We start from the raw sequence: 24,035 nt of genomic DNA, 5'->3' as shown, positions 1-24,035 counted from the left end.
ATGTCCGTATCCGTGAATCCCATCGTCTCGGTTGCCGGCCTCAACAAATGGTTCGGCGATTTCCACGTGCTGCGCGACATCGATCTTGCGGTCGGCCGCAGCGAGCGCATCGTGATCTGCGGGCCGTCGGGCTCGGGCAAATCGACGCTGATCCGCTGCATCAATGCGCTGGAGGAGTTTCAGGAAGGCCGCATCACGGTCGACGGCATCGAACTCGGTCCCAACCTGCGCCGCGTCGACGATATCAGGCGTGATGTCGGGATGGTGTTCCAGAGCTTCAACCTGTTTCCGCATCTGACGGTGCTTGAGAACTGCACGTTGGCGCCGATCTGGGTACGGCATATGCCGAAGAAGGACGCCGATGCTGCGGCGATGAAGTATCTGGAGCGGGTGCGCATTCCAGACAAGGCCAGTGCCTATCCCGGTCAGCTCTCCGGCGGGCAGCAGCAGCGTGTGGCGATCGCGCGAGCGCTGACGATGAATCCCAAGGTGATGCTGTTCGACGAGCCGACCTCGGCTCTCGATCCGGAGATGGTGAAAGAGGTGCTCGACACCATGGTCGATCTCGCCAATGAGGGCATGACCATGCTGGTCGTCACCCACGAGATGGGCTTTGCCAGGGAAGTCGCCAGCCGCGTCGTGTTCATGGATGCCGGACAGATCATCGAGGCGAATACACCGGACAAGTTCTTCGCCAATCCGCAGCATGCGCGGACGAAGCTGTTCCTGAGCCAGATTCTCCGCTGAGGCGTTGCGCCTCAGACTTTCTCGAACGGCACTAAGATATCGCTCTTCGTCTCCAGCCATGCCGGCACCGGCAGGTTCTTGCTGCGCATGAAGTCGGGGTTGAACAGCTTCGACTGATAGCGGCCGCCGGAGTCGCAGAGAAGGGTGACGATGGTCTTGCCCGGGCCCAACTCCTTCGCGAGATGGATCGCGCCGGCGATGTTGATGCCGGTCGAGCCGCCGAGGCAGAGGCCTTCGTGCTGCAGCAGGTCATAGATGACGGCGACGGCTTCCTCGTCAGGGATCAGGAAGGCGGTATCGACCTTCGCGGTCTCAATGACCGGCGTCACGCGGCCGATCCCGATGCCTTCCGTGATGGAATCGCCGGGCGTGGATTTGGCTTCGCCATGCTTGAACCAGTTATACATCGCAAAGCCATTTGGATCGGCGCAGGCCGTAACGATGTTGTTGTTCTTTTCCTTCAGGTAGCGGGTCGTGCCGGCCAGCGTACCGCCGGTGCCGACCGCCGAGATGAAGCCGTCCACCTTGCCGCCAGTCTGCTCCCAGATCTCCGGGCCCGTCGATTCGTAATGGGCTTTGGCGTTGTCGAGATTGTTCCACTGATCGGCAAACAGAACGCCGTTCGGCTCAGTCTTGCGCAGCTGATCTGCGAGCCGTCGTCCGACATGCTGATAGTTGTTCGGATTGGCGAATGGCAGCGCCGGCACTTCGATCAGTTCGGCGCCGTTGAGCCGCAGCATATCTTTCTTTTCCTGGCTCTGCGTCTCCGGGATCACGATCAGCGTGCGATATCCACGCGCGCTCGCCACCACGGCGAGACCGATACCTGTATTGCCCGCAGTCGACTCGACAATGAGACCGCCGGGCTTCAGATCACCGCGCTTCTCGGCTTCGAGGATCATCCATTTGCCGGCGCGGTCCTTCACCGACTGGCCGGGATTCATGAACTCGGCCTTGCCGAGAATGGTGCAGCCAGTCAGTTCGGATGCGCGCTTCAGCTTGATCAGAGGCGTGTTGCCGATCGCCTCGACGACGTCTTTGTTGAAGGTCATGGTGCTGAAATTCTTCGCTCGGGTTGTCGATCTCGCGGCGACCCTAGTGGAGGCCGCCGGGCCAGACAAGGGAAGGGTCTGGCCTCAAGATCTGGTGCCGCAGTGCGGAAAGTCCAGAGCGCGGGCTATGGGGCTTTTGCGAATACGACCTGGCGAACGTCGATATTGCCCGACAGGAAACCGGCCTCGCAATAGGCCAGGTAGTATTCCCAGAGCCGCCGGAACCGGTCGTCGAAACCGAGCGGCGTCAGGCTTGGCCAGGCCGCGCGGAAACTATCTCTCCAAGTCGCCAGCGTCTTGGCATAATCCAGTCCGAATATGCGTTCCTTGATGACAGGAACGCCGTATCTGGCCCCGAGGGATTTCAGGATTTCGGGCGACGGCAGCATGCCGCCGGGAAAGACGTAGCGCTGAATGAAGTCGACCTCGCGCCGATAGGTCTGGAAGAACTTGTCTTGGATCGTGATGGCCTGGATACCGATCAATCCGCCGGGCAGCAGCCGGTCGCGCAATTGTGAGAAATACTGCGGCCAGAACTGTTCGCCGACGGCCTCGATCATCTCGATCGAAGCGATGCGGTCATACTGTCCACGTTCGTCGCGATAGTCCTTAAACTTGATCTCGACCTTGTCGCCAAGGCCCGCGTCCTGCATCCGCTTACGTGCGAAATCGCGCTGCTCGGTCGAGATGGTGAGACCGGTGACATGCGCGCCGTAGTTCTTCGCGGCATATTCGGCAAAGCCACCCCAGCCGCAGCCGATCTCCAACACCTTCTGTCCGGGCTTCAGATCGATTGCTTCTGCAAGCCGGCGATATTTGTTGTTTTGCGCGGCCGTGAGATCCTGCGTACCGTCTTCGAAAATCGCGGACGAATAGGTCATGCTCGGATCGAGCCACGCAGAATAGAACGCGTTGCCGATGTCGTAATGCGCGTAGATGTTCTTGCGAGCTTGCCGCTTGGTGTTGCGGTTGAACCAATGGCGAACGATCTGCACGAAGCGCATCAGCGGATTGTTGCCGAGCATCACCTGAATGAGATCGTGATTGACGCAGAACAGATACAGGAATTGCGTGAGATCCGGCGTGTCCCATTCGCGGTGTAGATAGGCTTCCGCGATGCCGATATCGCCGCCATTCACAAGACGCGACGCGAACGCATAGCTGGTGATCGTCATCTCGGCGGCAGGACCAGGTTCCATGCCGCCGAGGCGGACACGCCGGCCATCGGGAAGTGTCACGTCGAGCGTGCCGCGGCGCAGACGTGAGCCGAAGCCCAATGCCAGTCGGACGATGCGCGGCAGATCGGGCAGCGCCTTGTCGACATTTTCCGGAGTAAGAACGATCAGGTCAGACATGCGCAGATCCAGGGGAGTTCGTGGTTCTGTGTTCGCATTCAAGTCGCATGGATGGATGTGCCTGCCGCTCTTCTGTCGGTCGGGACCGCCCTTGTGCGTTGCGAAATCCGATGAACGCGCGGGCGATTTTACAGGAGTATAAGCGCGGCTTTGTTTACTCGCCAAGCCGGTATTTCTCGCATGGCTTGCTTCACACGACACTAGGCGTATGCACCCTTGATCCAATAACCAGTCCATGCGTCGCAGAACCTGGTGCGGTGCTCGCCCTGAATCTGGTCGAGGCGCTTTCGCGCCGCGAGCGCCCTGGCGTCATCGTCGGCAATGCCTTGCAAACGGTTCATCCAGGTCACGGTTGGCATCCCCAGCGGTTTTCAAAATGGCGCCGACGGCACAGGGGAACGCAATCCGGCTGTCAGCAACAAATGAACACATGAAATCTTCGTAAGCCTGACCTGCCGGCGCTTCTGTCAGGGACCAAAAAACCCCACAAAATCGGGAGAATCTGTGCAAATCCGCTCATTTGCGGGCATCTAGCATTCGTGTCGCTTGCACGTTGCGACACGTAAGAACACTGTCCGCAGGATGATTGGGCAGCTAGAATGCGGGCTCGTTTCATTGACCAAGCATCACCCGGTGAACGTGTCTCAGGCTACATACTCCAACGCCTCGAACCTCGGCGCAAAGCGCGCGCGGCGGAGCCTTGTCCGGATGTCCGTGCGGTGAGTCTCCTGTTTGCGAAAAAGATCGGGCGTTCGGTCATCGCCTTTGCCGTTGTTGCCAGTTCGGCAGGCTGCATTTTGAGCAAGGATCTGCCTGATCCGGCCCTCGATATTCCCGAGGGCTATAAGGCGGCACGGCTCGCCAATCCGAACGGCGCCACGCCGACACTGGACTGGTGGCGCGGCTTTCGCTCCAGGGAACTGACGCAGCTGATGGAGGAGGCCCAGACGGTCAACCTCGATATCGCTGCGGCAACATCGCGAATCATGCAGGCCGATGCGCAGGCACGAATCACCGGCGCAGCGCTGCTGCCCAGCGTGAGCGGCGGCGGGCAGGAGACCTATTCGCGGACCTCGGGCTCCAGTTCCAGCGGTCTGACCAACGGCGGCCGCGAGGTGGTGACCTATTCGGCCTCGCTCTCGGCCAGCTACGAGATCGATTTCTGGGGCAAGAACCGCGACGCGGCGCTGGCTGCGGAAGAAACCTCGACGGCCAATCGTTTCGACCGCGACGTGGTGGCGCTGACCACTATGGCGGCGGTCGCCAATGCCTATTTCCAGGTGCTGACATCGCAGGACCGCATTCGCACGGCGGAGCGCAACATCGCCAGCGCGCAGCGCATCCTTGATGCGATCAAACAGCGCTTCAGTGCCGGCACCGGCACGGATCTCGATGTCGCGCAGCAGGAAAGCGTGCTGGCCAATCAGCGCGCCGCGGTGCCGCCGCTGCGGACCACGCTGGCGCAGAACGTCAATGCGCTCGCGACGCTGGTGTCCCGGCCCCCTGAAAGCGTGCGCGTGGCCGGCGGCTCGCTGAACACTATCGCCGCGCCGCGCGTCACGCCCGGTCTGCCGTCAGAGCTCCTGACCCAGCGGCCGGATATCCGTCGGCAGGAGGCGCAATTGGCCTCGGCCACGGCCAATGTCGGCAGCGCCCGGGCGCAGTTCTTTCCGAGTATCCAGTTGACCGGCTCGGGCGGTTATCAGAGCGCAGCGCTGGCCTCGCTGTTCCAACCCAACGCCGCCTTCTTCAGCCTCGTCGGCGGCCTGACCCAGCCGATCTTCGATGGTGGGCGGATCCAGGGTAATTTTGAGCTGACCCAGGCGCGTCAGGACGAGCTGCTGCAGACCTATCGCAAGACGGTCGTGCAGTCCTTCGCCGACGTCGACAACGCGCTGGTCGCGATTCGCCAGACCACCGAGCGGCTCCGGCTGCAGCGCGAGGTGGTCCGGGCGTCGAAGCGGGCCTTCGAGCTGTCCGAGCAGCAATTGCGCGCCGGAACCGCTGACATCGTAACTGTGCTAAACACCCAGCTGACGCTGTTCCAGGCGGAAGATGTCCTGTCGCAGGCGCAACTGGCGCGGCTGCAGGCGATCATCAGCCTCTATCAGGCGCTGGGGGGCGGCTGGGAGCCGAAAATGGAAAGACCGGTCAATGCTCTTTAAGCCGGAGTTGAAAGAGGCCGCGAAAGCGACTGGCGACGGTGTCGCCAAGGTCGCCGGCAAGGCGCGCCGCCGTACTGTGTCGATTGCCGTGACGCTGCTGATCCTCGGCGGGCTCGGCTATATCGGCTGGAACGCCTTCCAGCAGCGTCAGACCGCCAACCGCGGCGGTTTCCGACCGGACATGATGACGGTGCCGGTGCTTGCGGCGACGCCGAAGATCCAGGACGTGCCGGTCTATCTCGATGGCGTCGGCTCGGTGAAGGCCTTGAACAATGTCACCGTGCGCGCACAGGTCGACGGCAAACTGATCAAGGTCAATTTCAAGGAAGGCCAGGACGTCAAGGCGGGCGATGTGCTCGGCGAGATTGACCCGGTCCTCTACAAGGCGCTGTACGATCAGGCTGTTGCCAAGAAAGCGCAGGACGAGGCGACGCTGGCCAATGCACGGCTCGACCTGATCCGTTACCAGCAGCTTGCAACGTCAAACGCCGGCTCCAAACAGCAGGCCGACACCCAGAAGTCTCTCGTTGCCCAGCAGGAGGCGCTGGTGAATGCCGATCAGGCTGCCATCGACAATGCCGCCGCAACGCTGAGCTACACCAAAATCATCGCGCCACTGTCCGGCCGTGCCGGCCTGCGTCAGGTCGATCAGGGCAACATCATCCACGCGTCCGATACCACGGGCCTCGTGGTGATCACGCAACTGCAGCCTATCGCAGTACTGTTCAGCCTGCCGCAGCAGCAAATCGTTCGCGCCAACGCCGCTGCTGCCAAGGGCACGTTGATGGTCGATGTATTCGGCAATGACGGCGTCACCGTCATCGACACCGGTACGCTCACCGGCATCGACAATCAGGTCGATACCACCACGGGCACGGTGAAGCTGAAGGCCGAATTCCCGAACCCGAATTATCAGCTCTGGCCCGGTCAGTTCGTCAATGTCCGGCTGAAAGTCGAGACCCTGAAGGATGCGATGGTGGTGCCGACCTCGGCTGTGCAGCGCGGTCCCGCCGGCACGTTCAGTTACGTGATCGAGGAGGGCGACATCGTCAAGGCGGTGCCGGTCACCGTGACGCAGCAGAACGAGACCACGGCCGTCATCGCCAAGGGCCTGTCGGCGACCGAGCGTGTTGTCACCACGGGCTTTGCCAATCTCGCAGAAGGATCGAAGGTTTCTGTCGGCACCAACGATCAGGAGCCGACCGCCGATCTCGCGCCGCGCAAGCGGGGAGGTAGCAAGGGCAACGATGCCGGCGAGCGTCGTGGCAAGCGCGGCCAGAATTCAGGTGGTGCGGGTGGCCAGGGCACTCCGCAGGCACCGATTGGCCAGACGCCGCCGCCAGCCAGCCCGAGCGCTGCGCCATCGGGAGCGAAGTAGCCATGATGTTCGCACGATCGATCGCTTGAGTTGATGATTTCGATACCAAAGAGCGCACAGTCATGAGCGTCTCGGAACCCTTCATCCGCCGGCCCATCGCGACGTCGCTGCTCGGCATCGCGTTGTTGATCGGTGGCGCGCTTGGCTACTTCGGGCTTCCGGTATCGGCGCTGCCGCAGGTCGATTTCCCGACCGTGCAGGTCTCGACGCAATTGCCGGGCGCGAGCCCCGAAGTGACAGCGTCGCTGATCACCGCGCCTCTGGAACGTCAGCTCGGACAGATTCCGTCACTGTCATCGATGACCTCGACGAGCTCGTTCGGCGTCAGCCAGATTTCGCTGCAGTTCGACCTGAACCGCGACATCGATGGCGCGACCCAGGACGTGCAGGCGGCGATCAATGCGGCCGCCGGCGTTTTGCCGAAAAACCTGCCATATCCGCCGGTCTACGCGAAGGTCAATCCGGCCGACGCGCCGGTGATGACATTGGCGCTGACCTCGGACACCATCTCGCTGCGATCGATGAGCGACCTGTCCGACACATTGCTGGCGCAGCGGCTCAGCCAGATTTCGGGTGTCGGCAAGGTTGCCGTGCTTGGCGGCTTGAAGCCAGCGGTGCGGGTGCAGGCGGATCTGGCGCGGCTCGCTGCCTACGGCATCGCGATGGAAGATCTGCGCGCAGCGATCGCCGGCGCCAATGTGTCGGGTCCCAAGGGCTCGCTCGATGGCGCGCAGCAGGCCTACACGATTGCGGCTAACGACCAGATCGCGGCGGCGGATCAGTATCGGCCGATCATTATCGCTTATCGCAACGGATCCCCTGTGACCATCGGCGACATCGCGCAGATCGTCGACGGCCTGGAAAACGACCGTACTGGCGGTTGGTATCAAGGCACGCCTGCCGTCATTATCGAGATCCAGCGTCAGCCCGGTGCCAATGTCATCGAGGTCGTTCGCCAGATACGCGAGGAAATTCCGAAGGTGCAGCGCTCGATGCCGGCCGGCGTCAAGCTGACCATCGTGAGCGACCGCACCGTGACCATTCGCGCCTCGGTCCATGACGTGCAATTCACGCTGGTGCTGTCCGTCATCCTTGTGACTTTGGTGGTGCTGCTGTTTCTCCGGTCGCTGCGGGCAACGCTGATTGCCGGCGTGGCCCTGCCGCTGTCGCTGATCACGTCCTTCGGCGTGATGTATTTCGCCGGCTTCAGTCTCGACAATCTCAGCCTGATGGCGCTGACCATCGGCACCGGCTTTGTCGTCGACGACGCCATCGTGATGATCGAGAACATCGTCCGCCACATGGAAGAGGGCGAAAGCCCGATGGAAGCGGCGCTGGCGGGCGCGAAGGAAATCGGCTTCACGGTGATCTCGCTGACGGTGTCGCTGATCGCTGTCTTCATCCCGCTGCTATTCATGTCCGGCCTCGTTGGCCGCATGTTCCGCGAATTCGCGATGACGCTGACCATTGCCGTGGTGATGTCCGCCGTGGTCTCGCTGACTCTGACACCGATGATGTGCTCGCGGCTTTTGAAGCACACCAAGGATGAATGGCAGGTGCCGGGTCTGGGAGCCGTCAGCCGCTTCATCGACCGTATGGTGGCATTCTATCACCGCACGCTGTTGTGGGTGTTGCAGCATCAGCCGGCGACGCTGGTCGTCACGTTCCTGACCATCGTCGCGACGCTCGGCCTCTATGTCATCGCCCCCAAGGGCTTCCTGCCGCTGCAGGACACCGCCTCGATAACGGCCGTGACGGAGGCTGGCGCCGATGTATCCTTCACGGAAATGCAGAGCCGGCAGAGCGCGGCGGCGGCGGCGATCCAGGCCGATCCGGATGTGACAGGAATCATTTCGGTGATCGGCGGCGGCTCGGTCAATCCGACCACCAATGTCGGCCGGCTGGTGATGACCCTGAAGCCGCGCGGCGAGCGCAAGGATGACATGACCGCCGTAATCGCGCGGCTCAAGGATCGCGTCGCGGCGATCCCGGGCATGACCGTGTATTTCCAGCCCGTCCAGGACATCCAGATCAGTACGCAGAGTAGTCGCTCGCAATATCAATATACGTTGACCGGGACTGATGCGGCGCAGGTGACCGAGTGGTCACAGAAGCTGGTTGCTGAATTGCGCCGCGATCCGATGTTTCGAGACGTATCCTCGGAAGCCCAGACCGGTGGACTGCGGGCCTCGCTCGATATCAACCGGCAGCGCGCCGGTCAGCTCGGCGTCAATCTGCAGGGCGTCACCGACACGCTGAATGACGCCTTCGCGCAGCGCCAGATTTCGACCATCTACGGACAGGCCAATCAGTACCGCGTTGTGCTGGAGGCATTGCCGTCACAGCAGCGCGATCCCGATGTGCTGTCGAAACTGTATCTGCCGGGTGTGGCCGGCGCGCAGGTGCCGCTGTCTGCCGTAGCTACATTGACGCGTACCACGGCGCCACTGGCGATCTCGCATCAGGCGCAATTCCCCGCGATCTCGCTCAGCTTCAACCTCGGGCCTAACGAGGCGCTCGGCGATGCGGTTGAGGAGGTCAAAAAGATCGAGACCCGGATCGGCATGCCGACCAGCATTGTCGGGATGTTCTCCGGCGATGCTGCGGAATTCTCCAAGTCGCTGTCAGGGCAGCCTTGGCTGATCCTCGCGGCGCTGGTGACGATCTATATTGTGCTCGGTGTGCTCTATGAGAGCTACATCCATCCGATCACCATTCTCTCGACGCTGCCATCGGCTGGTGTTGGTGCGATCCTCGCATTGATGTTGACCGGACAGGACCTGTCGGTGATCGGCCTGATCGGCATCATCCTCTTGATGGGCATCGTCAAGAAGAACGCGATCATGATGATCGACTTCGCGCTGGATGCAGAGCGCAATCGCGGCATGGCACCGGAAGCGGCGATCGTCGAAGCCTGTCTACTGCGGTTCCGGCCCATCATGATGACGACGCTGGCGGCATTGTTTGGTGCGTTGCCGCTGGCGATCGAAAGCGGCACTGGCGCAGAGCTGCGCTTCCCGCTCGGTGTGTCGATCATCGGCGGTCTGCTGCTCAGCCAGATACTGACGCTCTACACCACGCCGGTAATCTATCTGGCGCTGGATCGCATCAATCGCCGGTTCGAGAAGAGTGCACCGCCCGTCGCGGGTGCAGCCGGGACAGCGGGAGCAGGGGGCGCGCCCTAGTGGCTTCCATCTCCATCTCAGCGCCATTCATCATGCGGCCGGTCGGCACCACGTTGCTGGCGATCGGACTGTTTCTTCTCGGCGTCGTCGCTTATCATTTCCTGCCGGTCGCTGCGACGCCCAATGTCGATTTCCCGATGATCCGCGTGCAGGCGTCGCGTCCCGGCGCCGATCCGTCAATCATGGCGGCGACCGTTGCTGCGCCGCTGGAACGACGTCTGGGCATCATCGCCGGCCTCGATCAGATCACCTCGACGAGTTCGCTAGGCTCGACCAGTATTCAGTTGCAATTCGCCATCGGCCGCGATGTCGATCGCGCCGCGCGTGACGTGCAGGCCGCAATCAACGCGTCCATGGCGGATCTGCCAACCGATCTTCCGACACTGCCTACGTTCCGCAAGGCCAACCCGTCCGCCGCGCCTGTCTTCATTCTCGCTTTGACGTCGCCAACGATGTCCGCGTCCGCGATCTACGACGTCGCCGACACCGTGATCGTACAGCGGCTGTCGCAGGTGCCGGGGGTCGGCGAAGTCACTGCCAGTGGCGCCGACCAGCCCGCGGTGCGCATCCAGCTCAATCCGGTCGCGCTGTCGAATGCCGGGATTGCCACCGACGACGTGCGCACCGCCATCGTCAATGCGAATCCACTTGGCCCAGTCGGCATCTTCCAGGGATCGCGGCAGAGCGAGACGATCTCGATGAATCCGCAGATGCGTACGGCGGAAGAGTTTCGCGAGATCATCGTCAAGAGTTCGAACGGCAATTATCTGCGGCTGTCCGATGTCGCCGATGTTCAGGATGCGACGCGCAACAGTCGCTCGGTTGCCTGGTTCAACAAGCAGCCGGCGGTGCTTATCCAGATCACCAAACAGGGCGACGCCAATGTCATCGACACCGTCGATCGCGTAAAAGCGCTGATCCCCGATCTGAAACAATGGATTCCTGCCGGGATCGAGATTTCGGTTCTGACCGACCGCACCGGTACCATTCGCGCCTCGGTCGAGGACATGGAGTGGACGCTGTTTGCCACGGCCGTACTGGTGATGGCCGTGGTGTTCCTGTTCCTGCGTCGTGGCACCCCCACCATCGCGGCCGGCGTCTCGGTGCCGCTGGCGCTGGCCGGCACCTGCGTCGGCATGTGGTTGGCCGGCTTCTCTATCAACAACCTGTCGCTGATGGCGCTGGCGATCTCTGTCGGCTTTGTGGTCGACGACGCCATCGTCATGATCGAGAACATGTACCGCAATCTCGAAGAGGGCATGGCGCCGATGCAGGCGGCGCTCGCCGGCGCCAGGCAGATCGGCTTTACGGTGCTGTCGATCAGCCTGTCGCTGATCGCCGCCTTCATCCCGCTGATTTTCATGGATGGTCTGGTCGGCCGATTGCTGCGCGAATTCTCGTTGACGCTGACATTCTCGATTGTCGTCTCGACGCTGGTGTCACTGACGGTGACACCGATGATCTGCGCGCAATATATCAAGAGCGGCCTGTCGAGCACCGAGACCCGTTTCGACCGTATCGTCGAAGGCACGCTGTCACGCGTCGTGGCGTTCTATGAACGCACGCTGCATGTGGTTCTGGGTTTTCCACTCCTGACGCTGTTGGTGTTCTTCGCCACCATCGCGCTGACGGTCACACTCTACATCAAGACGCCGAAAGGTTTTTTTCCGAACGACGACAGTGGCTTCGTGATCGGTGCAACGCGCGCATCGGCCGATGTCTCGTTTCAGGCGATGCTCGGATTGCAGCAGCATATGGCTGATCTCGTGCTGAGCGATCCCGGCGTGGCCAGTATCGGTTCGTCGCTTGGTGGCACTGGCGGGCCGGGCGGCGGCGGCGCCAACCGGGGCACCATGTTTATCGCCTTGAAACCACCAGAGGAGCGCAACGGAGCGTCGACCGAAGACGTCATCAACCGGTTGCGTCCGAAGCTCAGCGCGGTCCCCGGTATCCGTCTCTTCATGTTTGCTGCCCAGGATCTGCGTGCCGGCGGGCGCCAGAGCGACTCCAACTATCAATACACGCTGACCTCGACCAATCTCGATCTCCTGCAGAAATGGGCACCGCTGGTCGGCAAGCGGCTGGAGAGCGTTGAGGGCATCACCGACGTGTCGAGCGACCGCGATCCCGGCGGATTGCAATTGACGCTGACCATAGACCGCAAGATGGCATCGAGCCTCGGCGTCAAGGTGCAGGACATCGATAACGCGCTCAACAACGCGTTCTCGCAGCGACAGATCTCGACGATCTACACCCAGCGCAACCAGTATAAGGTGGTGCTGGAAATCGATCCGAAATTCCAGAACGATCCGTCCGATCTCGATCGCATCTATGTCGCGGGTCTGAATGGGTCGCAGGTGCCGCTGTCGGCGGTTGTGCGCATGTCGCGCACGTTGTCGGCGCTGGCGGTGTTCCACTCGCAGGGGTTCCCGTCGACGACGGTGTCGTTCAACACGCTACCTGGCGTGCAGCTCGATGCCGTGACAGGCAACATCCAGCGCGCGGTCGACGAACTGCATATGCCGGAAGGAATCCGGGGCGGCTTCGATGGCAATGCCGGTGACTTCAGCAAGACCACGGGGCGGCAGCCGCTGCTGATCCTCGGCGCGCTCATCGCAATGTATATCGTGCTCGGGGTGCTCTATGAGAGCCTGGTGCATCCTCTGACTATCATCTCGACGTTGCCCTCGGCGGGGCTCGGCGCATTGCTGGCGTTGCAGATCACCAACACGCCGCTGACCGTGATCGCCTTCGTCGGGATCATTCTCCTCATCGGCATCGTCAAGAAGAACGGAATCATGATGGTCGACTTCGCCATCGAGGCGGAGCGGCATCGCGGACTGTCGCCCGCCGAGGCGATCTTCGAGGCCTGCACCGTGCGCTTCCGCCCAATCCTGATGACGTCATTGGCCGCGGTGTTCGCCGCGATCCCGCTGGTCATCGCGACCGGGCCGGGCACGGAACTGCGCCGCCCGCTGGGCATCACCATCATCGGCGGGTTGTTCGTCTCGCAGGTGCTGACGCTTTACACCACGCCGGTGATCTATCTCCTGATCGACCGGCTGCGTAACCGCTTCCGCCCGGCACCGCTACCTGCGCCTGCCGAATAGCAAAAATCCGGGCGTCACGGCGGTTGAAGCCTCGGGCCACGCGGCGTATAGCGGGCAATGTCCAAGAAATCAGATCTGCAAGCCGCTGAGGTCGCTGAAGCGATCCCGGAATGTCCGCATTGCCACAAGCCGATGCCGCTGTGCATCTGCGACAGCATTACGCCCATCGACAACAAGATCGAGCTCCTGATCCTGCAGCATCCGCAGGAGCAGGACAGGGCGCTGGGCACCGCCCGCGTCGCGGCGCTTCATTTCAAGAAGGCCACGGTCAAGATCGGCCTGTCCTGGCCGAGCCTCGCCAAGGCGCTGGGCAAGCCGGTCGCGGATCCCGCGCGTTGGGCGATCCTCTATCTCGGCTCGGCCAAGGTCACCGATTACGAGACCGACCGGGATATCCTCGCCATCGACCGCAAGGGTCAGGCTGAGGAAAACCAGCGCGCATTGCTGAAAGACATCCAGGGCATCGTGCTGCTCGACGGCACCTGGAGCCAGGCCAAGGCGCTGTGGTGGCGCAATGCCTGGATGCTGAAATGCCAGCGCGTGATCCTCGGACCGGCCAAACCGTCGCTTTACGGCAAGCTGCGCCGCGAACCGCGCAAGGACGGCCTGTCGACCATCGAAGCCGCGGGGATGTTGCTGGCCAGCCTCGAACGGAAGCCGGAGATCGAGACCACGCTGAACGAGGCTTTCGAGCGGATGCTGGCGAAATATCGCGAAGCCCAGACCGTCATGCCGGAACTGGCGCCAAAGCCCAAACCCAAGCGCGACTGGCGGCGTAAGAAGCACGCCTGATCGCGTTCGGTTTTGATTGATCCCGGCCTATCGGCTGCTGGGCGGCGGACCGACGCCGGCTTCACGCTCGTCACTCGATGATGACGGTCTGACGAGCGACGGAAACGGATTGCGGAACAGTCCGCCGCGAGCTTCTTCCACGACGGGTGCGGGAGGCGGTGCCGGGGCTGCAGCCTGCGGCGGCACCACTGGAACCGGCAGCTTCTCGCACTTCAGGGAGTAGACCAACTGGCCGTCGGCGGTCCGGCCGATCGGCGCGCAGGGATCGGTGCGGGCCGGAACGGGCGGTTTGGCCTGGGCCCAGCCTGGCGAGGTCATCAGCAACGTTGCGATCAAGACCCGGATGTTCATCGTGCCCCCTAGGGTTGGCAGGATGCTACGATCAATACTCCAATCTTGCCAAGCGAAGTGTTGCAGCGCACCACTCATAGCAGTCGCGCCCCGATCGCGGGTCCGGCAGGCTAAGTTATTGATTGGATTGATGGAGGCCACGTCGGGAATCGAACCCGAATAAACGGTTTTGCAGACCGGCGCGTAACCATTCCGCCACATGGCCCCATAGCGGGTTAGTTACAGACCGTTCGCCGTTTAGGCAATGCCCGGCTGAAATCTTTCATGGGGTCCGACATACCGACACAAGATCAGCAGGAGGCCTGCCAGCCATCCGGAAACGGAATCAGCGGCCAAGGGCCGTCATTGTCGTTCGCAGCGGTCGGAATCGGGGCGAAGAACATTTCCTGGCTGCGCAGATCGTCCCGCACATCGGCCTCGATTTCGGCCCGGACCGTCTCCAGCAGATAGTCAAATTCGGCTTCGCTCATCTTTTAGCTCCCTGTCTTGGGGAGCAATCTGACGCAAAGCCTTTGTTGGGCTGTTGAATGGATCGTTCAAATTGTATCGATCCACACGCGAGGTCCGTCATGGTTACCGGGACGTTTACCTCACTGGATCAATGGCGTGGCTCGCGAACGCCGATCAAGCATCGCCGACGGTAACATTAAACTGTCTGGGCTGTAACGGGTGTGTCTGTCTCCAGCAGCGTATCCAGCATTTTGCGGCCCCTGGTGCTGGCCTGCATCAGGGGATCCGCCTTGAAGGTCGACTTCAGGAAGCTCGATACCGCGCGGATGCGCGGCACGAATTGCAGATCGTTATGGACGTTGATCCACAGCTCGCGCGTGGTCGACAGCTTGTCGTGCAGCACCGGGATCAGGTCGGGGCGACGCGCAGTCGCAAAACTCGGTAGCAGTACGAGCCCGACACCGCCCGCCGCAGCATTCATCTGTGCGCACATGCTGTTGGAATGGAACGAGACCGGCGGGCTCTTGATGATGTCATCGAGCCAGCGCACGGAGTCGAGCTGGATCTGGTCGTCGATATAGGTGACGAAGCTGTGCTTTGTGAGTTCGGATGGGCTCTTCGGCATGCCATGTGCGTCGAGGTACCCCTGTGCCGCATAGAGCCCGAGCTGAAAGCAGCCGATCCGCTCCGAGACCATGCCCTGGCCGGTGGGGCGGAAGAAGCTCAGAAACAGATCGGCCTCGCGCCGGTTCACCGAGACGCTTTGTGGTGATGTCAGCAATTCGACGGTCAGGTCGGGATGCAGTTTGCGCAGTTCGACGAAGCGATAGGCGAGGTAGAGCGAGGCGATGCCTTCCATCGTGGCGAGACGGACCCGGCCAGCCATACGGCTGCCGCCGCATTGCACGTCTTCCCGCATGGCGATCACGGCGCTTTCGATGCGCTCGGCATGGCAGAGCAGGCGGTCGCCCGTCTCGTTGACCTTCAGTCCGGACGGCAGTCGCTCGAACAACGCCACGCCGAGGGTGCTCTCGAGATGCGCGATGCGGCGACTGATGGTGGATTGATCGACCCGGAGGCGCTTGGCCGCACTGCCTAGGCTGCCGCCGCGTGCCGCGTGAATGAAGACCTTGAGGTCATCCCAATCGAGCGATTTGAAGTTTTCCATGCAGAGTTAACAGCAAGAGCTGTGCCAGCACGCGTCGCTGGGACGCCATGTCGCGGTGGAAAAGCCAGTCTGCAAGGCCCTTTGCAGGATTGTCTATACCCCGAGCGATCCGAAGCAACCTAGCCTGACGGGAACCAAGAACGATCCGTTCTCTCTCGCTTTGTGGACGCAGCGCTGCCGGACTTTCGGGTTCAGCGAGTGACCATGAATGAGGCTCCGGCGATGATCTCGCAGGCACCAAGAGAGTCGCGACGGCATGCCGTTCCAGAAGCTCAATTTCGCCGGGGCCAGCCCCCATCGCGGCTCACCGGCCAATGGCGGCGGTGATCGAACCAGAAAGGTGTGTCATGCAGTTTGACCGTCGACAGCTTTTGCTCGGGGGAGTCGGCACTGCCGCCGGCCTCATGCTTCCAGGCAGCGCGTTCGCGCAATCGCCGGCCACCATTGGTACATTTCCGGAAGGCGTCACGGCGGATTCTGTGTTCGTCGGTCTGACCATCCCGCTCACCGGCGTCTTTTCGGGTGACGGCGGCGACCTCAAGCTCGGCTATGAACTGGCTATCGCGCAGATCAATGCCGGCGGCGATATCGCGCAGAAGTGGGGCCTCAAGGGCAAGGGCGTGCTCGGCCGCCAGATCAAGTACAAGGTCTCCGACACCGAAGGTAAGCCCAACCTCGACGTGCAGAGCGCGACGCAGTTCATCCAGCGCGACAAGGCGATCATGGTGTCGGGCTCGGTGTCATCAGCCAGCGCCATCGCACTCGAAGAACTCGGTTCGCGCGAGAAGGTGCTGTACATGGTCGGCATCGCCGGCTCCAACGACATCACCGGCAAGAACTGCCAGCGCTACGGCTTCCGCTCGCAGCAGAACGCTTACATGGCCGCGAAGGCGATGGCGCCCGTCGTCGCCAAGGCGCTCGGCAAGAACGTGAAGTCGGCCTTCCTCGTGCCTGACTACACCTATGGCCACACGGTCTATGACAGCTTCGCCAAGTTCTCGGCGGAGCAGGGCTGGAAGCAGGTCGCCAAGGAGGTCGTGCCGCTCGGCACCACCGACTATTCGTCGGCGCTCCTGAACATCGCCAATAGCGGCGCGGATGTCTTCGTCAACATCGCCTTCGGCGGCGATGCGGTTGCCTCGACCAAGCAGGCCGAGCAGTTCGGTGTACTGAAGCGCATGAAGCTCGTGGTGCCGAACCTGTCCTCGTTCCAGGACAAGGAGCTCGGCGCCGAACTGATGCAGGGCGTCTATGGCAGCTGCGATTTCTGGTGGGGCCTGCAGGACACCTATCCACTCGCCAAGACCTTCGTTGAGAGTTTCGTGGCGCAGAACAAGTACTATCCGCGCTGGGGCGCGCATATCGGCTACATGCAGACCTATCTGTGGGCGATGTCGGTCGAACGCGCCGGTACGTTCAATCCGGTCGATGTGATCAAGGCGCTGGAGAGCTCCAAGGCGCAGCCTTACGAGACGACCATCGGCAAGGTCTATTTCCGCGCCGAGGATCACCAGATGGTACGCCCGATCCCGATCCTGCGCGGCAAGAAGCCGTCCGAGATGAAGAACAAGGAAGACTTCTACGAGATCGTCGATATCGCCGACGGCGAAAGCGTGATGAACGCACCGGACTTCTTCGGCTGCAAGCTCGGCCCCTACACTTAAGGATCACCATGCCAAGCTGGCCCGTCCTCATCTCGCAGGCCTTCAACGGCCTGGCCCTCGGCACGCTGCTGGCGCTCGTCAGTAGCGGTCTGACGATCATCCTGGGCACGCTTGGCGTCCTCAATTTCGCCCACGGCGCGTTGTTCGCCGTGGGCGCCTATGCCGCTTTCGTCCTGCTGCAATACACCTCGTCCTTCGTGCTCGCGATCGTCGTCGGCTGCGGTTTCATGCTGGCGCTCGGTCTGCTGCTGGAACGCATCATCATCCGTTATTTTTACGACCGGCCGCATGAAGACCAGATCCTCGTCACCTACGGCGTCGGCATCGTGCTCGTCGAATGCGTGCGTGCAGCCTTCGGCGGCAATGCGCAGCGGGTGCCGGTGCCGTCCTGGGGGCAGGGCGCGACCCAGATGGGCTTCCTGATCTATCCGACTTATCGCCTGCAACTGATCGCCATCATCGCCGGGCTGCTGCTCAGTCTCTATCTCGTGCTCTATCGCACCTCGATGGGCCTTGTGGTTCGCGCCGGCATCGAGAATCCCGGCATGGTCGGCATCCTCGGCATCAATGTGCGCCGCGCCTTCCTGCTGGTCTTCGCCATCGGCGTTGTCGCCGTCGGTCTCGCCGGCATGCTCTATGCGCCGGTCGTGGCCGTGACGCCGGACATGGGCGCCAATTTCATGGCGCAGTCTTTCGTGGTCATCGTGCTCGGCGGCCTCGGCTCGTTCCCGGGCGCAGTCATCGGCGGCCTGATCGCGGGCGAGATCATCAGCCTGACCAGTGCTTTCAACTCGTCCTATTCGGAAGTGATGCTCTACGCGCTGATGGCGGTGCTGCTGATCATGCGCCCGCAAGGCCTGTTCGGTTCGGAAGGCCGCGCATGATGCGTCCTCGTTCCGGCGGCTTGCGGGGCTGGCTTCCCGAACTCGCGGTGCTGTGCACGCTGATCGTGGCACCCATCGTGTTTCCGCATCTCGGTTTCTCGACCGATCTGCTGACACGTGTGTTGAACTGGGGCCTGATCGGCCTCGGCTTCGATATCCTGTTCGGCCTGACGGGCCTGCTGTCCTTTGGACAGGCCGCATTTTTTGGCGTCGGCGGCTTTGTCAGCGCCTATCTGCTGGTGTCCCACACCATCGATAGCGTCTGGCTGGCGCTGGCGATCGGCACCGTTGCAGCCGGCCTGTTCGGCCTCCTGGTCGGCTGGTTCGCCGTGCGCCGGGTTGGCATCTATTTCACGATGATCACGCTGGCCTTCGGCCAGATGGCCTATTTCATCGAGAATTCCCCGCTGTCGGACTACACCGGCGGCGAGAACGGAATCCCCGGCGTGCCGGTGCCGGTGCTCGGCTTCGGCGCCAATGCGATCCGCATCAGCGCGGGCATGCCGATGTATATCCTGTTCGCGGTGATCTTCTTTCTCGGCTACGTGCTGGCGCGCCGCATCGTCGGCTCGCCGGTCGGCGCGATCCTGCTGGCGATCAAGGAGAACACCGGTCGCGTCGCAATGCTCGGCCATAACGTGCCGGCGTACAAGCTGACGGCCTTCGTCATCGCCGCGCTCTATGCGGGCCTTGCCGGCGGTCTGCTCGGTTCGTTCCAGAGCTACATGCCGCCGGATGCGTTCTCGCTGGAGACGTCGGGACAACTCGTAGTTCAGACCATTGTCGGCGGTGCCGGCACGCTGATCGGTCCGCTGGTCGGCGCGGCCGTCTGGCTGTGGCTGCGCGACAATCTGCAGCTCATTCCGGGCTTTGCGATCCTGTGGAAGCTGGTGCTCGGCATCGCCTTCATCATTCTGGTCATAGGGCTGCGCCGCGGCATCTGCGGCGAGATCGCCCATTGGTGGAACGAACGCCGTAATCTGGCTGCCGCACGGGCGGCCGCGGCCAAAACTGAAGCCATCGAGGCGCATAATATCGACGTCGCCACCAAACCCGTCGCGCCTCCCAAGGAGGTCAGGCTGACCCTTGCCGAGCCCATAACAGGTGATAGCGACATTGCACTCGAAGCCCGATCTCTGGCGCGGCACTATGGTGGCCTCAAAGCCGTCGATGGCGTCTCCTTCAAGGTCCGCCGCGGCTCGATCCACGCAGTGATCGGCCCGAATGGAGCCGGCAAGAGCACGCTGTTCAAGATGCTGCTCGACGAAGTCAGCCCGTCCTCCGGCGAAGTCCTGCTGTTCGGCGAGAAGGTCACAGGTGTCGGCGTTAGCCGCGCGGCGCAGCTCGGTATCGCCAAGAGCAACCAGCTCAATCAGCTGTTTCCCAACCTGTCGGTGCGCAAGAACCTACGTATCGCGGCGCTGGCACGCCGTCGCGGCCCGATGCGCTTCGATCTGTTGCGCGGCGCCGGCAGCATTCCCGACGTCGAGGAGCAGATCGCCTCGATCCTCAGCCTGCTCAATCTCGTCCAGCGCGCCGACACGCCGGCGCATATTCTGGCCTACGGCGAAAAGCGCCGGCTTGAGATCGGCATGGCGCTGGCGACCAGCCCGAATGTGCTGCTGCTGGACGAGCCGCTGGCCGGCATGAGCCCGGCAGAACGCATCGCGACCTGCGCCTTCATTCGCGATATCGGGCGCTCGCGAACCGTGGTCATCGTCGAGCACGATCTCGACGCCATCTTCGAACTCGCCGAGCGCATCACCGTGCTCTATGAGGGCCGGCTGCTGGCGGACGGCACCGCCGACGAGATCCGGCGCAATCCGGCCGTGCAGGACGCCTATCTGGGAGGGCTGCACGCGCATGAGCCTGCTTGAAGTCGACAAGATCAATACGCTGTATGGCGATTCCCACGTGCTGTTCGACCTGTCGATCAGGGTCGAGCAGGGCGAGGTCGTGGCACTGCTCGGCCGCAACGGCGCCGGCAAGACCACGACGCTGCGCTCGATCATGGGCGTACTGTCACCCCGCAGCGGCCATATCCGTCTCGACGGCAAATCCATCGAGGGCATGCCGCCCTCGACGATCGCCAGCATGGGCGTCCAACTGGTGCCGGAAGAGCGCGCTATTTTCGGTGGCCTGACGGTCGAGGAAAACCTGCGCATTGCCGCGCTGACAGCGCCCAATGCCTGGTCCTACGATCGCATCTACGAAGTGTTTCCGCGCCTCAAGGAGCGCCGTAAATCGGCCGGACGCACACTGTCAGGCGGCGAACAGCAGATGCTGGCGATTGCACGCGCGCTGATTCGTGATGCGCGCATCATCCTGCTGGACGAGCCGTTCGAGGGCCTGGCGCCGCTGATCGTGCGCGATCTCGTCGAGGTCTCACGCAATCTGGCTGCTGAAGGCCGCACCATGATCGTGGTCGAGCAAAACGTTGCGGCGGCATTGAGTTTCGCCAACCGCGTCTATGGGCTCAATAACGGCCACGTGGTGTTCGAAGGCACGCCGGCCGACCTCAACGCCAGTCCCGACCTGATGCGAGACTTCCTCGGCGTCGGAATGTGATTCCCGGGACGTAATCCCGGAGACAATGGCCCCGGGCAACGTGATTCCCTAGATTTCGATCGGCACCGCGAGGCGCCCGATCAGGAGCGCCACCTCATCGAGGTGATCGCTGTCATGCGCCTCGACGGCTTCGGCGAGCCGGGTGACGCATTCGTCATCACTGATAAAGGGCAGGGAGTTGAGGTCGGTCGGAAGCGCGCGGTCGGTGTGCGTGGCTGGCATCGGTCACCTCGTTCGATTCGGAACTTGTTCAACGTCGCAACGGGCAGTCTTGCGGTGCAATAAGACTAAATAGCGACACGGTTGGAAAGATTATTCTTCGCCCGCATGCGACATGGGCCCGCCGAGAACGGGGTCGAGCATCAAGAAGATCCCGTAACATGAGGCTTTTTCTGAGTTTTCCCCGATTGGCGGCCTCTGCGGGAAGAGGTGCATTTCCTGCTTTCCAAGCGCGGATCGCTTTGTTATACGCTGCGGCCTGCGAACAAGCTTCGCACGTTCCCTGGTAGCTCAGCGGTAGAGCATTCGACTGTTAATCGAATGGTCGCTGGTTCGAATCCAGCCCGGGGAGCCAAACATCCTTCCGCAAAAATGGCTGCCAGAAACCGCGCTCGGGACCGCCTCGATAGCGCGTTGGCTGGTGTGTTTTTACGAACCTTGCATCCCGCTGTGCGCTGCCGTAATTCCTGCAAAAGGAACTTCCAGCCGTTTGCAAGGGATTGCTCATGTCCGACTTTTCGACCGCACGCCAGAAGATGGTTGATGGTCAGGTGCGTCCCAGCGACGTCACCGATTTGCGCATCATCGATGCCATGCTCGCGGTGCCGCGCGAGGAGTTCGTTCCTGCCAGCCAGCGCGCCATGGCCTATCTCGACCTCGACCTCGAAGTCGCCCCGAATCGCTTTCTGATCAAGCCGGTGGTGCTGGCGCGGATGCTGCAGGCCTCCGACGTAAAGGCAACCGACAAGGTTCTGGTGGTCGGTTGCCCCACGGGCTATGCGGCCGCCGTGATCGTCCAGTTTGCCGGGCAGGTCACCAGCGCGGCCGGCATGCCGGCCGATGGCGATGCCGCGAACGGCCCCTATGATCTGATCGTTCTGGCCGGCGCGACGGAAGTCGTCCCGACCGGGCTTTACAAGCAGCTGGCCCCCAATGGTCAGCTAGTGGGCGTATTCGCCCTGACCAAGCCCGCCCGCGCCGTGATCGTGACCCATTCCCACGAGGATTTTGGCTCCCGCCCCCTGTTCGATGCTACCGCGCCGGTTCTGCCGGGCATGGAAAAGCTCCCGTCATTCGTTTTCTAGGGCCGACTGTCCGCCTTATCGGGCATCGGGGCACCGCTAATATCGCCAGCGGTAATTACAAGTGTGGCTTGGATGTCCCATTCGCCAAGTTTTCACTGTCAAGTTTCCACGAGAGGTTCCGTCTCGCCAATGCGAGGAATATGGTGAGTGGAGACTCGCTAACGGACATCATCTGTTCGGTCGCCATAAGTGTGCGCCCGGATCAGTGAACGGCATGGATGGATTACCAAGAATGGGCGGCGTAAAAGCTCTCACCGGTGCTGCAGCTGCGGCCCTTTTGCTGGCATTTGCCGGAACGTCACCCGTTCTGGCTGATACGATCGAAGCGGCGTTGGTTCGCGCTTATCAGAACAATCCTCAATTGAATGCCCAGCGCGCTTCGGTGCGCGTCACTGACGAGAACGTGCCGCAGGCTTTGTCGGGTTACCGGCCGAGGGTCGCTATCACCGCGAGCGGCGGCTATCAGTACACGGACGCGGTCAACAGCATTGCAGGTACTGCGACCGCAATTCACGGCGTGCAGGTTCCCCGCGCCGTTGGCGCGACCATCACTCAGAATGTGTACAACGGCCAGCAGACTGCAAACCGTACCCGAGCTGCCGAAAGCCAGGTATCGTCCGCACGCGAAGGCCTGCGCGTGCTGGAACAGTCAGTGTTGCTTTCCGCCGCGACTATCTACATGGATTACCTGCGCGACGCGGCCACCGTCGAGGTTCAGCGCAGCAACGTGCGTGTGCTCGAGCAGACGCTGAAGCAGACCCGCGACCGGTTCAATGTCGGCGAAGTCACGCGCACCGACGTGGCGCAGTCCGAGGCGCAGCTCGCCGCCGGCCGTACGCAGTTGCTGAGCGCCGAATCGACGCTGACGACCACGCGCTCGAATTTCCGCCGCATTATCGGCAACGAGCCGGTGGCTTTGCAGGCAGGTTCGCCAGTCGACCGCTTTCTGCCCGCCACGCTACCTGCCGCTATCGAGCTCGGCCTCACTGAAAATCCGAGCGTGACCGCAGCAATGTTCGGGGTCGACATCAGTTTCCTGAACACCAAGGTCAACGAAGGCGCACTGTTTCCAACAGTGACGCTGACGGCCAACATCCAGCAGGGTTGGGAACAGTCGATCTCGCAGCCGCGCGGTCTGACGGCGTCAGGCATCGCCCAGGTGTCGGTCCCGGTTTACCAGGGCGGCGGCGAATATTCGCTGATCCGTCAGTCCAAGGAAACGCTCGCGCAGCAACGCCTCGCTCTCGACCAGACGCGCGATCAGGCGCGCGCGAGCGTCGTGCAGGCCTGGGGTCAGTTGCTGGCGGGTAGGGCGCAGGTCTCGTCCGCACAGGCACAGGTGCAGGCTTCCGAAATTGCGCTGAACGGCGTTCGCGAAGAAGCCAAGGCCGGCCAGCGCACCACGCTCGACGTGTTGAATGCCCAGCAGGCGCTGGTGAACGCGCGCGTCGCGCTTGTCACGGCGCAGCATGATCGTGTGGTGGCATCATACTCGGTGCTCAACGCAGTTGGCCGTCTGTCACCGATGGTGATGAAGCTGAACACCAATGTGTATGACCCCAGCGTGCACTATCATCAGGTGCGCGATAGCTGGGTCGGCGTGCGTACGCCCGACGGACGCTAACGCGCTCGGATATCACCTGATATCGTGTCGAAAGGGCCGCTTGTGCGGCCCTTTGCTTGCAATCAATTTGTCCGATGACGTACCGTTTGCATTGCTGGCTTAGCGATTCGGAATGCCTCTCCTAATTCCTTGGGCATTTCCCGCGCGACAGCTGGTGGTCAGGCCTCGCTTGATCTTGGGGACAAGTCAGGCTTGCGCGCTGAATCGAACGGTCGTCAAAACGACAACCCGCAAATTC

At 62.1% G+C, this 24,035-nt stretch carries 19 protein-coding genes and 2 tRNA genes; 13 read left to right on the top strand and 8 right to left on the bottom strand.

The annotated features are described in order from the left end of the window. Positions 1–747, top strand: a complete 747-nt coding sequence (locus AB8B02_RS10605) for an amino acid ABC transporter ATP-binding protein (protein ID WP_439063907.1) — start codon at positions 1–3, stop codon at positions 745–747. An 11-nt stretch (positions 748–758) separates the two neighbouring features. On the opposite strand, the gene AB8B02_RS10600 is transcribed toward AB8B02_RS10605, so the two are convergent. The 3 genes from AB8B02_RS10600 to AB8B02_RS10590 form a co-directional block, all read right to left on the bottom strand. After that, positions 759–1,799, bottom strand: a complete 1,041-nt coding sequence (locus tag AB8B02_RS10600; RefSeq protein WP_231080657.1) for a cysteine synthase A — start codon at positions 1,797–1,799, stop codon at positions 759–761. Between the two features lie 125 nt (positions 1,800–1,924). After that, positions 1,925–3,154 (bottom strand): class I SAM-dependent methyltransferase, encoded by a 1,230-nt coding sequence (locus AB8B02_RS10595; RefSeq protein WP_439063906.1) that lies wholly within the window; start codon positions 3,152–3,154, stop codon positions 1,925–1,927. A gap of 200 nt (positions 3,155–3,354) precedes the next feature. Continuing rightward, positions 3,355–3,504, bottom strand: coding sequence for a hypothetical protein (locus tag AB8B02_RS10590; protein WP_439063905.1), 150 nt, complete (start codon positions 3,502–3,504; stop codon positions 3,355–3,357). A 393-nt stretch (positions 3,505–3,897) separates the two neighbouring features. On the opposite strand from AB8B02_RS10590, the gene AB8B02_RS10585 reads away from it, so the two are divergent. The 5 genes from AB8B02_RS10585 (at position 3,898) to AB8B02_RS10565 (ending at position 13,784) form a co-directional block, all read left to right on the top strand. After that, positions 3,898–5,319, top strand: a complete 1,422-nt coding sequence (locus tag AB8B02_RS10585; protein WP_439064625.1) for an efflux transporter outer membrane subunit — start codon at positions 3,898–3,900, stop codon at positions 5,317–5,319. Further along, positions 5,309–6,697 carry an efflux RND transporter periplasmic adaptor subunit gene (locus AB8B02_RS10580; protein WP_439063904.1) on the top strand — a complete coding sequence of 463 codons (1,389 nt, stop codon included), beginning with the start codon at positions 5,309–5,311 and terminating at the stop codon, positions 6,695–6,697. Before AB8B02_RS10585 ends, AB8B02_RS10580 begins: the two co-directional genes overlap by 11 nt. Positions 6,698–6,759: 62 nt before the next feature. Beyond that, positions 6,760–9,882, top strand: a complete 3,123-nt coding sequence (locus tag AB8B02_RS10575) for an efflux RND transporter permease subunit (protein ID WP_439063903.1) — start codon at positions 6,760–6,762, stop codon at positions 9,880–9,882. 32 nt (positions 9,883–9,914) lie between these two features. Beyond that, positions 9,915–12,992, top strand: coding sequence for an efflux RND transporter permease subunit (locus AB8B02_RS10570; RefSeq protein ID WP_184519514.1), 3,078 nt, complete (start codon positions 9,915–9,917; stop codon positions 12,990–12,992). A 57-nt stretch (positions 12,993–13,049) separates the two neighbouring features. Continuing rightward, positions 13,050–13,784, top strand: a complete 735-nt coding sequence (locus AB8B02_RS10565; protein WP_175368996.1) for a tRNA-uridine aminocarboxypropyltransferase — start codon at positions 13,050–13,052, stop codon at positions 13,782–13,784. 27 nt (positions 13,785–13,811) lie between these two features. Here the strand turns inward: AB8B02_RS10565 and AB8B02_RS10560 are convergent, their stop codons facing one another. The 4 genes from AB8B02_RS10560 to AB8B02_RS10545 all read right to left on the bottom strand — a co-directional run bounded on the left by AB8B02_RS10560 (position 13,812) and on the right by AB8B02_RS10545 (position 15,753). After that, positions 13,812–14,135 (bottom strand): hypothetical protein, encoded by a 324-nt coding sequence (locus AB8B02_RS10560; protein ID WP_175368861.1) that lies wholly within the window; start codon positions 14,133–14,135, stop codon positions 13,812–13,814. A 131-nt stretch (positions 14,136–14,266) separates the two neighbouring features. Beyond that, positions 14,267–14,340 (bottom strand) — tRNA-Cys (locus AB8B02_RS10555). Positions 14,341–14,425: 85 nt separating this feature from the next. Next, positions 14,426–14,605: a hypothetical protein gene (locus AB8B02_RS10550; RefSeq protein WP_068736432.1), complete on the bottom strand. Its 180-nt coding sequence runs from the start codon at positions 14,603–14,605 to the stop codon at positions 14,426–14,428. A gap of 176 nt (positions 14,606–14,781) precedes the next feature. Then, positions 14,782–15,753, bottom strand: coding sequence for a LysR family transcriptional regulator (locus AB8B02_RS10545; protein ID WP_439063902.1), 972 nt, complete (start codon positions 15,751–15,753; stop codon positions 14,782–14,784). A 347-nt stretch (positions 15,754–16,100) separates the two neighbouring features. On the opposite strand from AB8B02_RS10545, the gene AB8B02_RS10540 reads away from it, so the two are divergent. Genes AB8B02_RS10540 through AB8B02_RS10525 form a run of 4 tightly spaced genes read left to right on the top strand, consistent with a single transcriptional unit; the run spans position 16,101 to position 20,869 of the window. Beyond that, positions 16,101–17,417 (top strand): ABC transporter substrate-binding protein, encoded by a 1,317-nt coding sequence (locus tag AB8B02_RS10540; protein WP_439063901.1) that lies wholly within the window; start codon positions 16,101–16,103, stop codon positions 17,415–17,417. 8 nt (positions 17,418–17,425) lie between these two features. Next, positions 17,426–18,301, top strand: a complete 876-nt coding sequence (locus tag AB8B02_RS10535; protein ID WP_439063900.1) for a branched-chain amino acid ABC transporter permease — start codon at positions 17,426–17,428, stop codon at positions 18,299–18,301. Next, positions 18,298–20,178, top strand: coding sequence for a branched-chain amino acid ABC transporter ATP-binding protein/permease (locus AB8B02_RS10530; RefSeq protein WP_439063899.1), 1,881 nt, complete (start codon positions 18,298–18,300; stop codon positions 20,176–20,178). The genes AB8B02_RS10535 and AB8B02_RS10530 overlap by 4 nt, the downstream gene beginning before the upstream one ends. Next, a complete protein-coding gene (locus AB8B02_RS10525; protein WP_439063898.1) occupies positions 20,165–20,869 on the top strand; it encodes an ABC transporter ATP-binding protein in 705 nt (234 codons plus the stop codon). Before AB8B02_RS10530 ends, AB8B02_RS10525 begins: the two co-directional genes overlap by 14 nt. A gap of 48 nt (positions 20,870–20,917) precedes the next feature. Here AB8B02_RS10525 and AB8B02_RS10520 read toward each other — a convergent pair whose 3' ends face one another. Then, positions 20,918–21,091: a hypothetical protein gene (locus AB8B02_RS10520; RefSeq protein ID WP_170849674.1), complete on the bottom strand. Its 174-nt coding sequence runs from the start codon at positions 21,089–21,091 to the stop codon at positions 20,918–20,920. 277 nt (positions 21,092–21,368) lie between these two features. On the opposite strand from AB8B02_RS10520, the gene AB8B02_RS10515 reads away from it, so the two are divergent. The 3 genes from AB8B02_RS10515 (at position 21,369) to AB8B02_RS10505 (ending at position 23,797) form a co-directional block, all read left to right on the top strand. Then, positions 21,369–21,443 (top strand) — tRNA-Asn (locus tag AB8B02_RS10515). A 151-nt stretch (positions 21,444–21,594) separates the two neighbouring features. Then, positions 21,595–22,173 (top strand): protein-L-isoaspartate O-methyltransferase family protein, encoded by a 579-nt coding sequence (locus AB8B02_RS10510; RefSeq protein WP_439063897.1) that lies wholly within the window; start codon positions 21,595–21,597, stop codon positions 22,171–22,173. Between the two features lie 232 nt (positions 22,174–22,405). Continuing rightward, positions 22,406–23,797, top strand: coding sequence for a TolC family outer membrane protein (locus AB8B02_RS10505; RefSeq protein ID WP_439063896.1), 1,392 nt, complete (start codon positions 22,406–22,408; stop codon positions 23,795–23,797). Positions 23,798–24,035 lie beyond the last annotated feature (238 nt).

Origin of the sequence: Tardiphaga sp. 862_B3_N4_1 (genome assembly GCF_051811085.1) — a bacterium.
Classification (GTDB): domain Bacteria; phylum Pseudomonadota; class Alphaproteobacteria; order Rhizobiales; family Xanthobacteraceae; genus Tardiphaga; species Tardiphaga robiniae.
The sequence above is the reverse complement of the archived record's forward strand: the minus strand, read 5'-3'. Positions and strand labels throughout refer to the sequence as shown.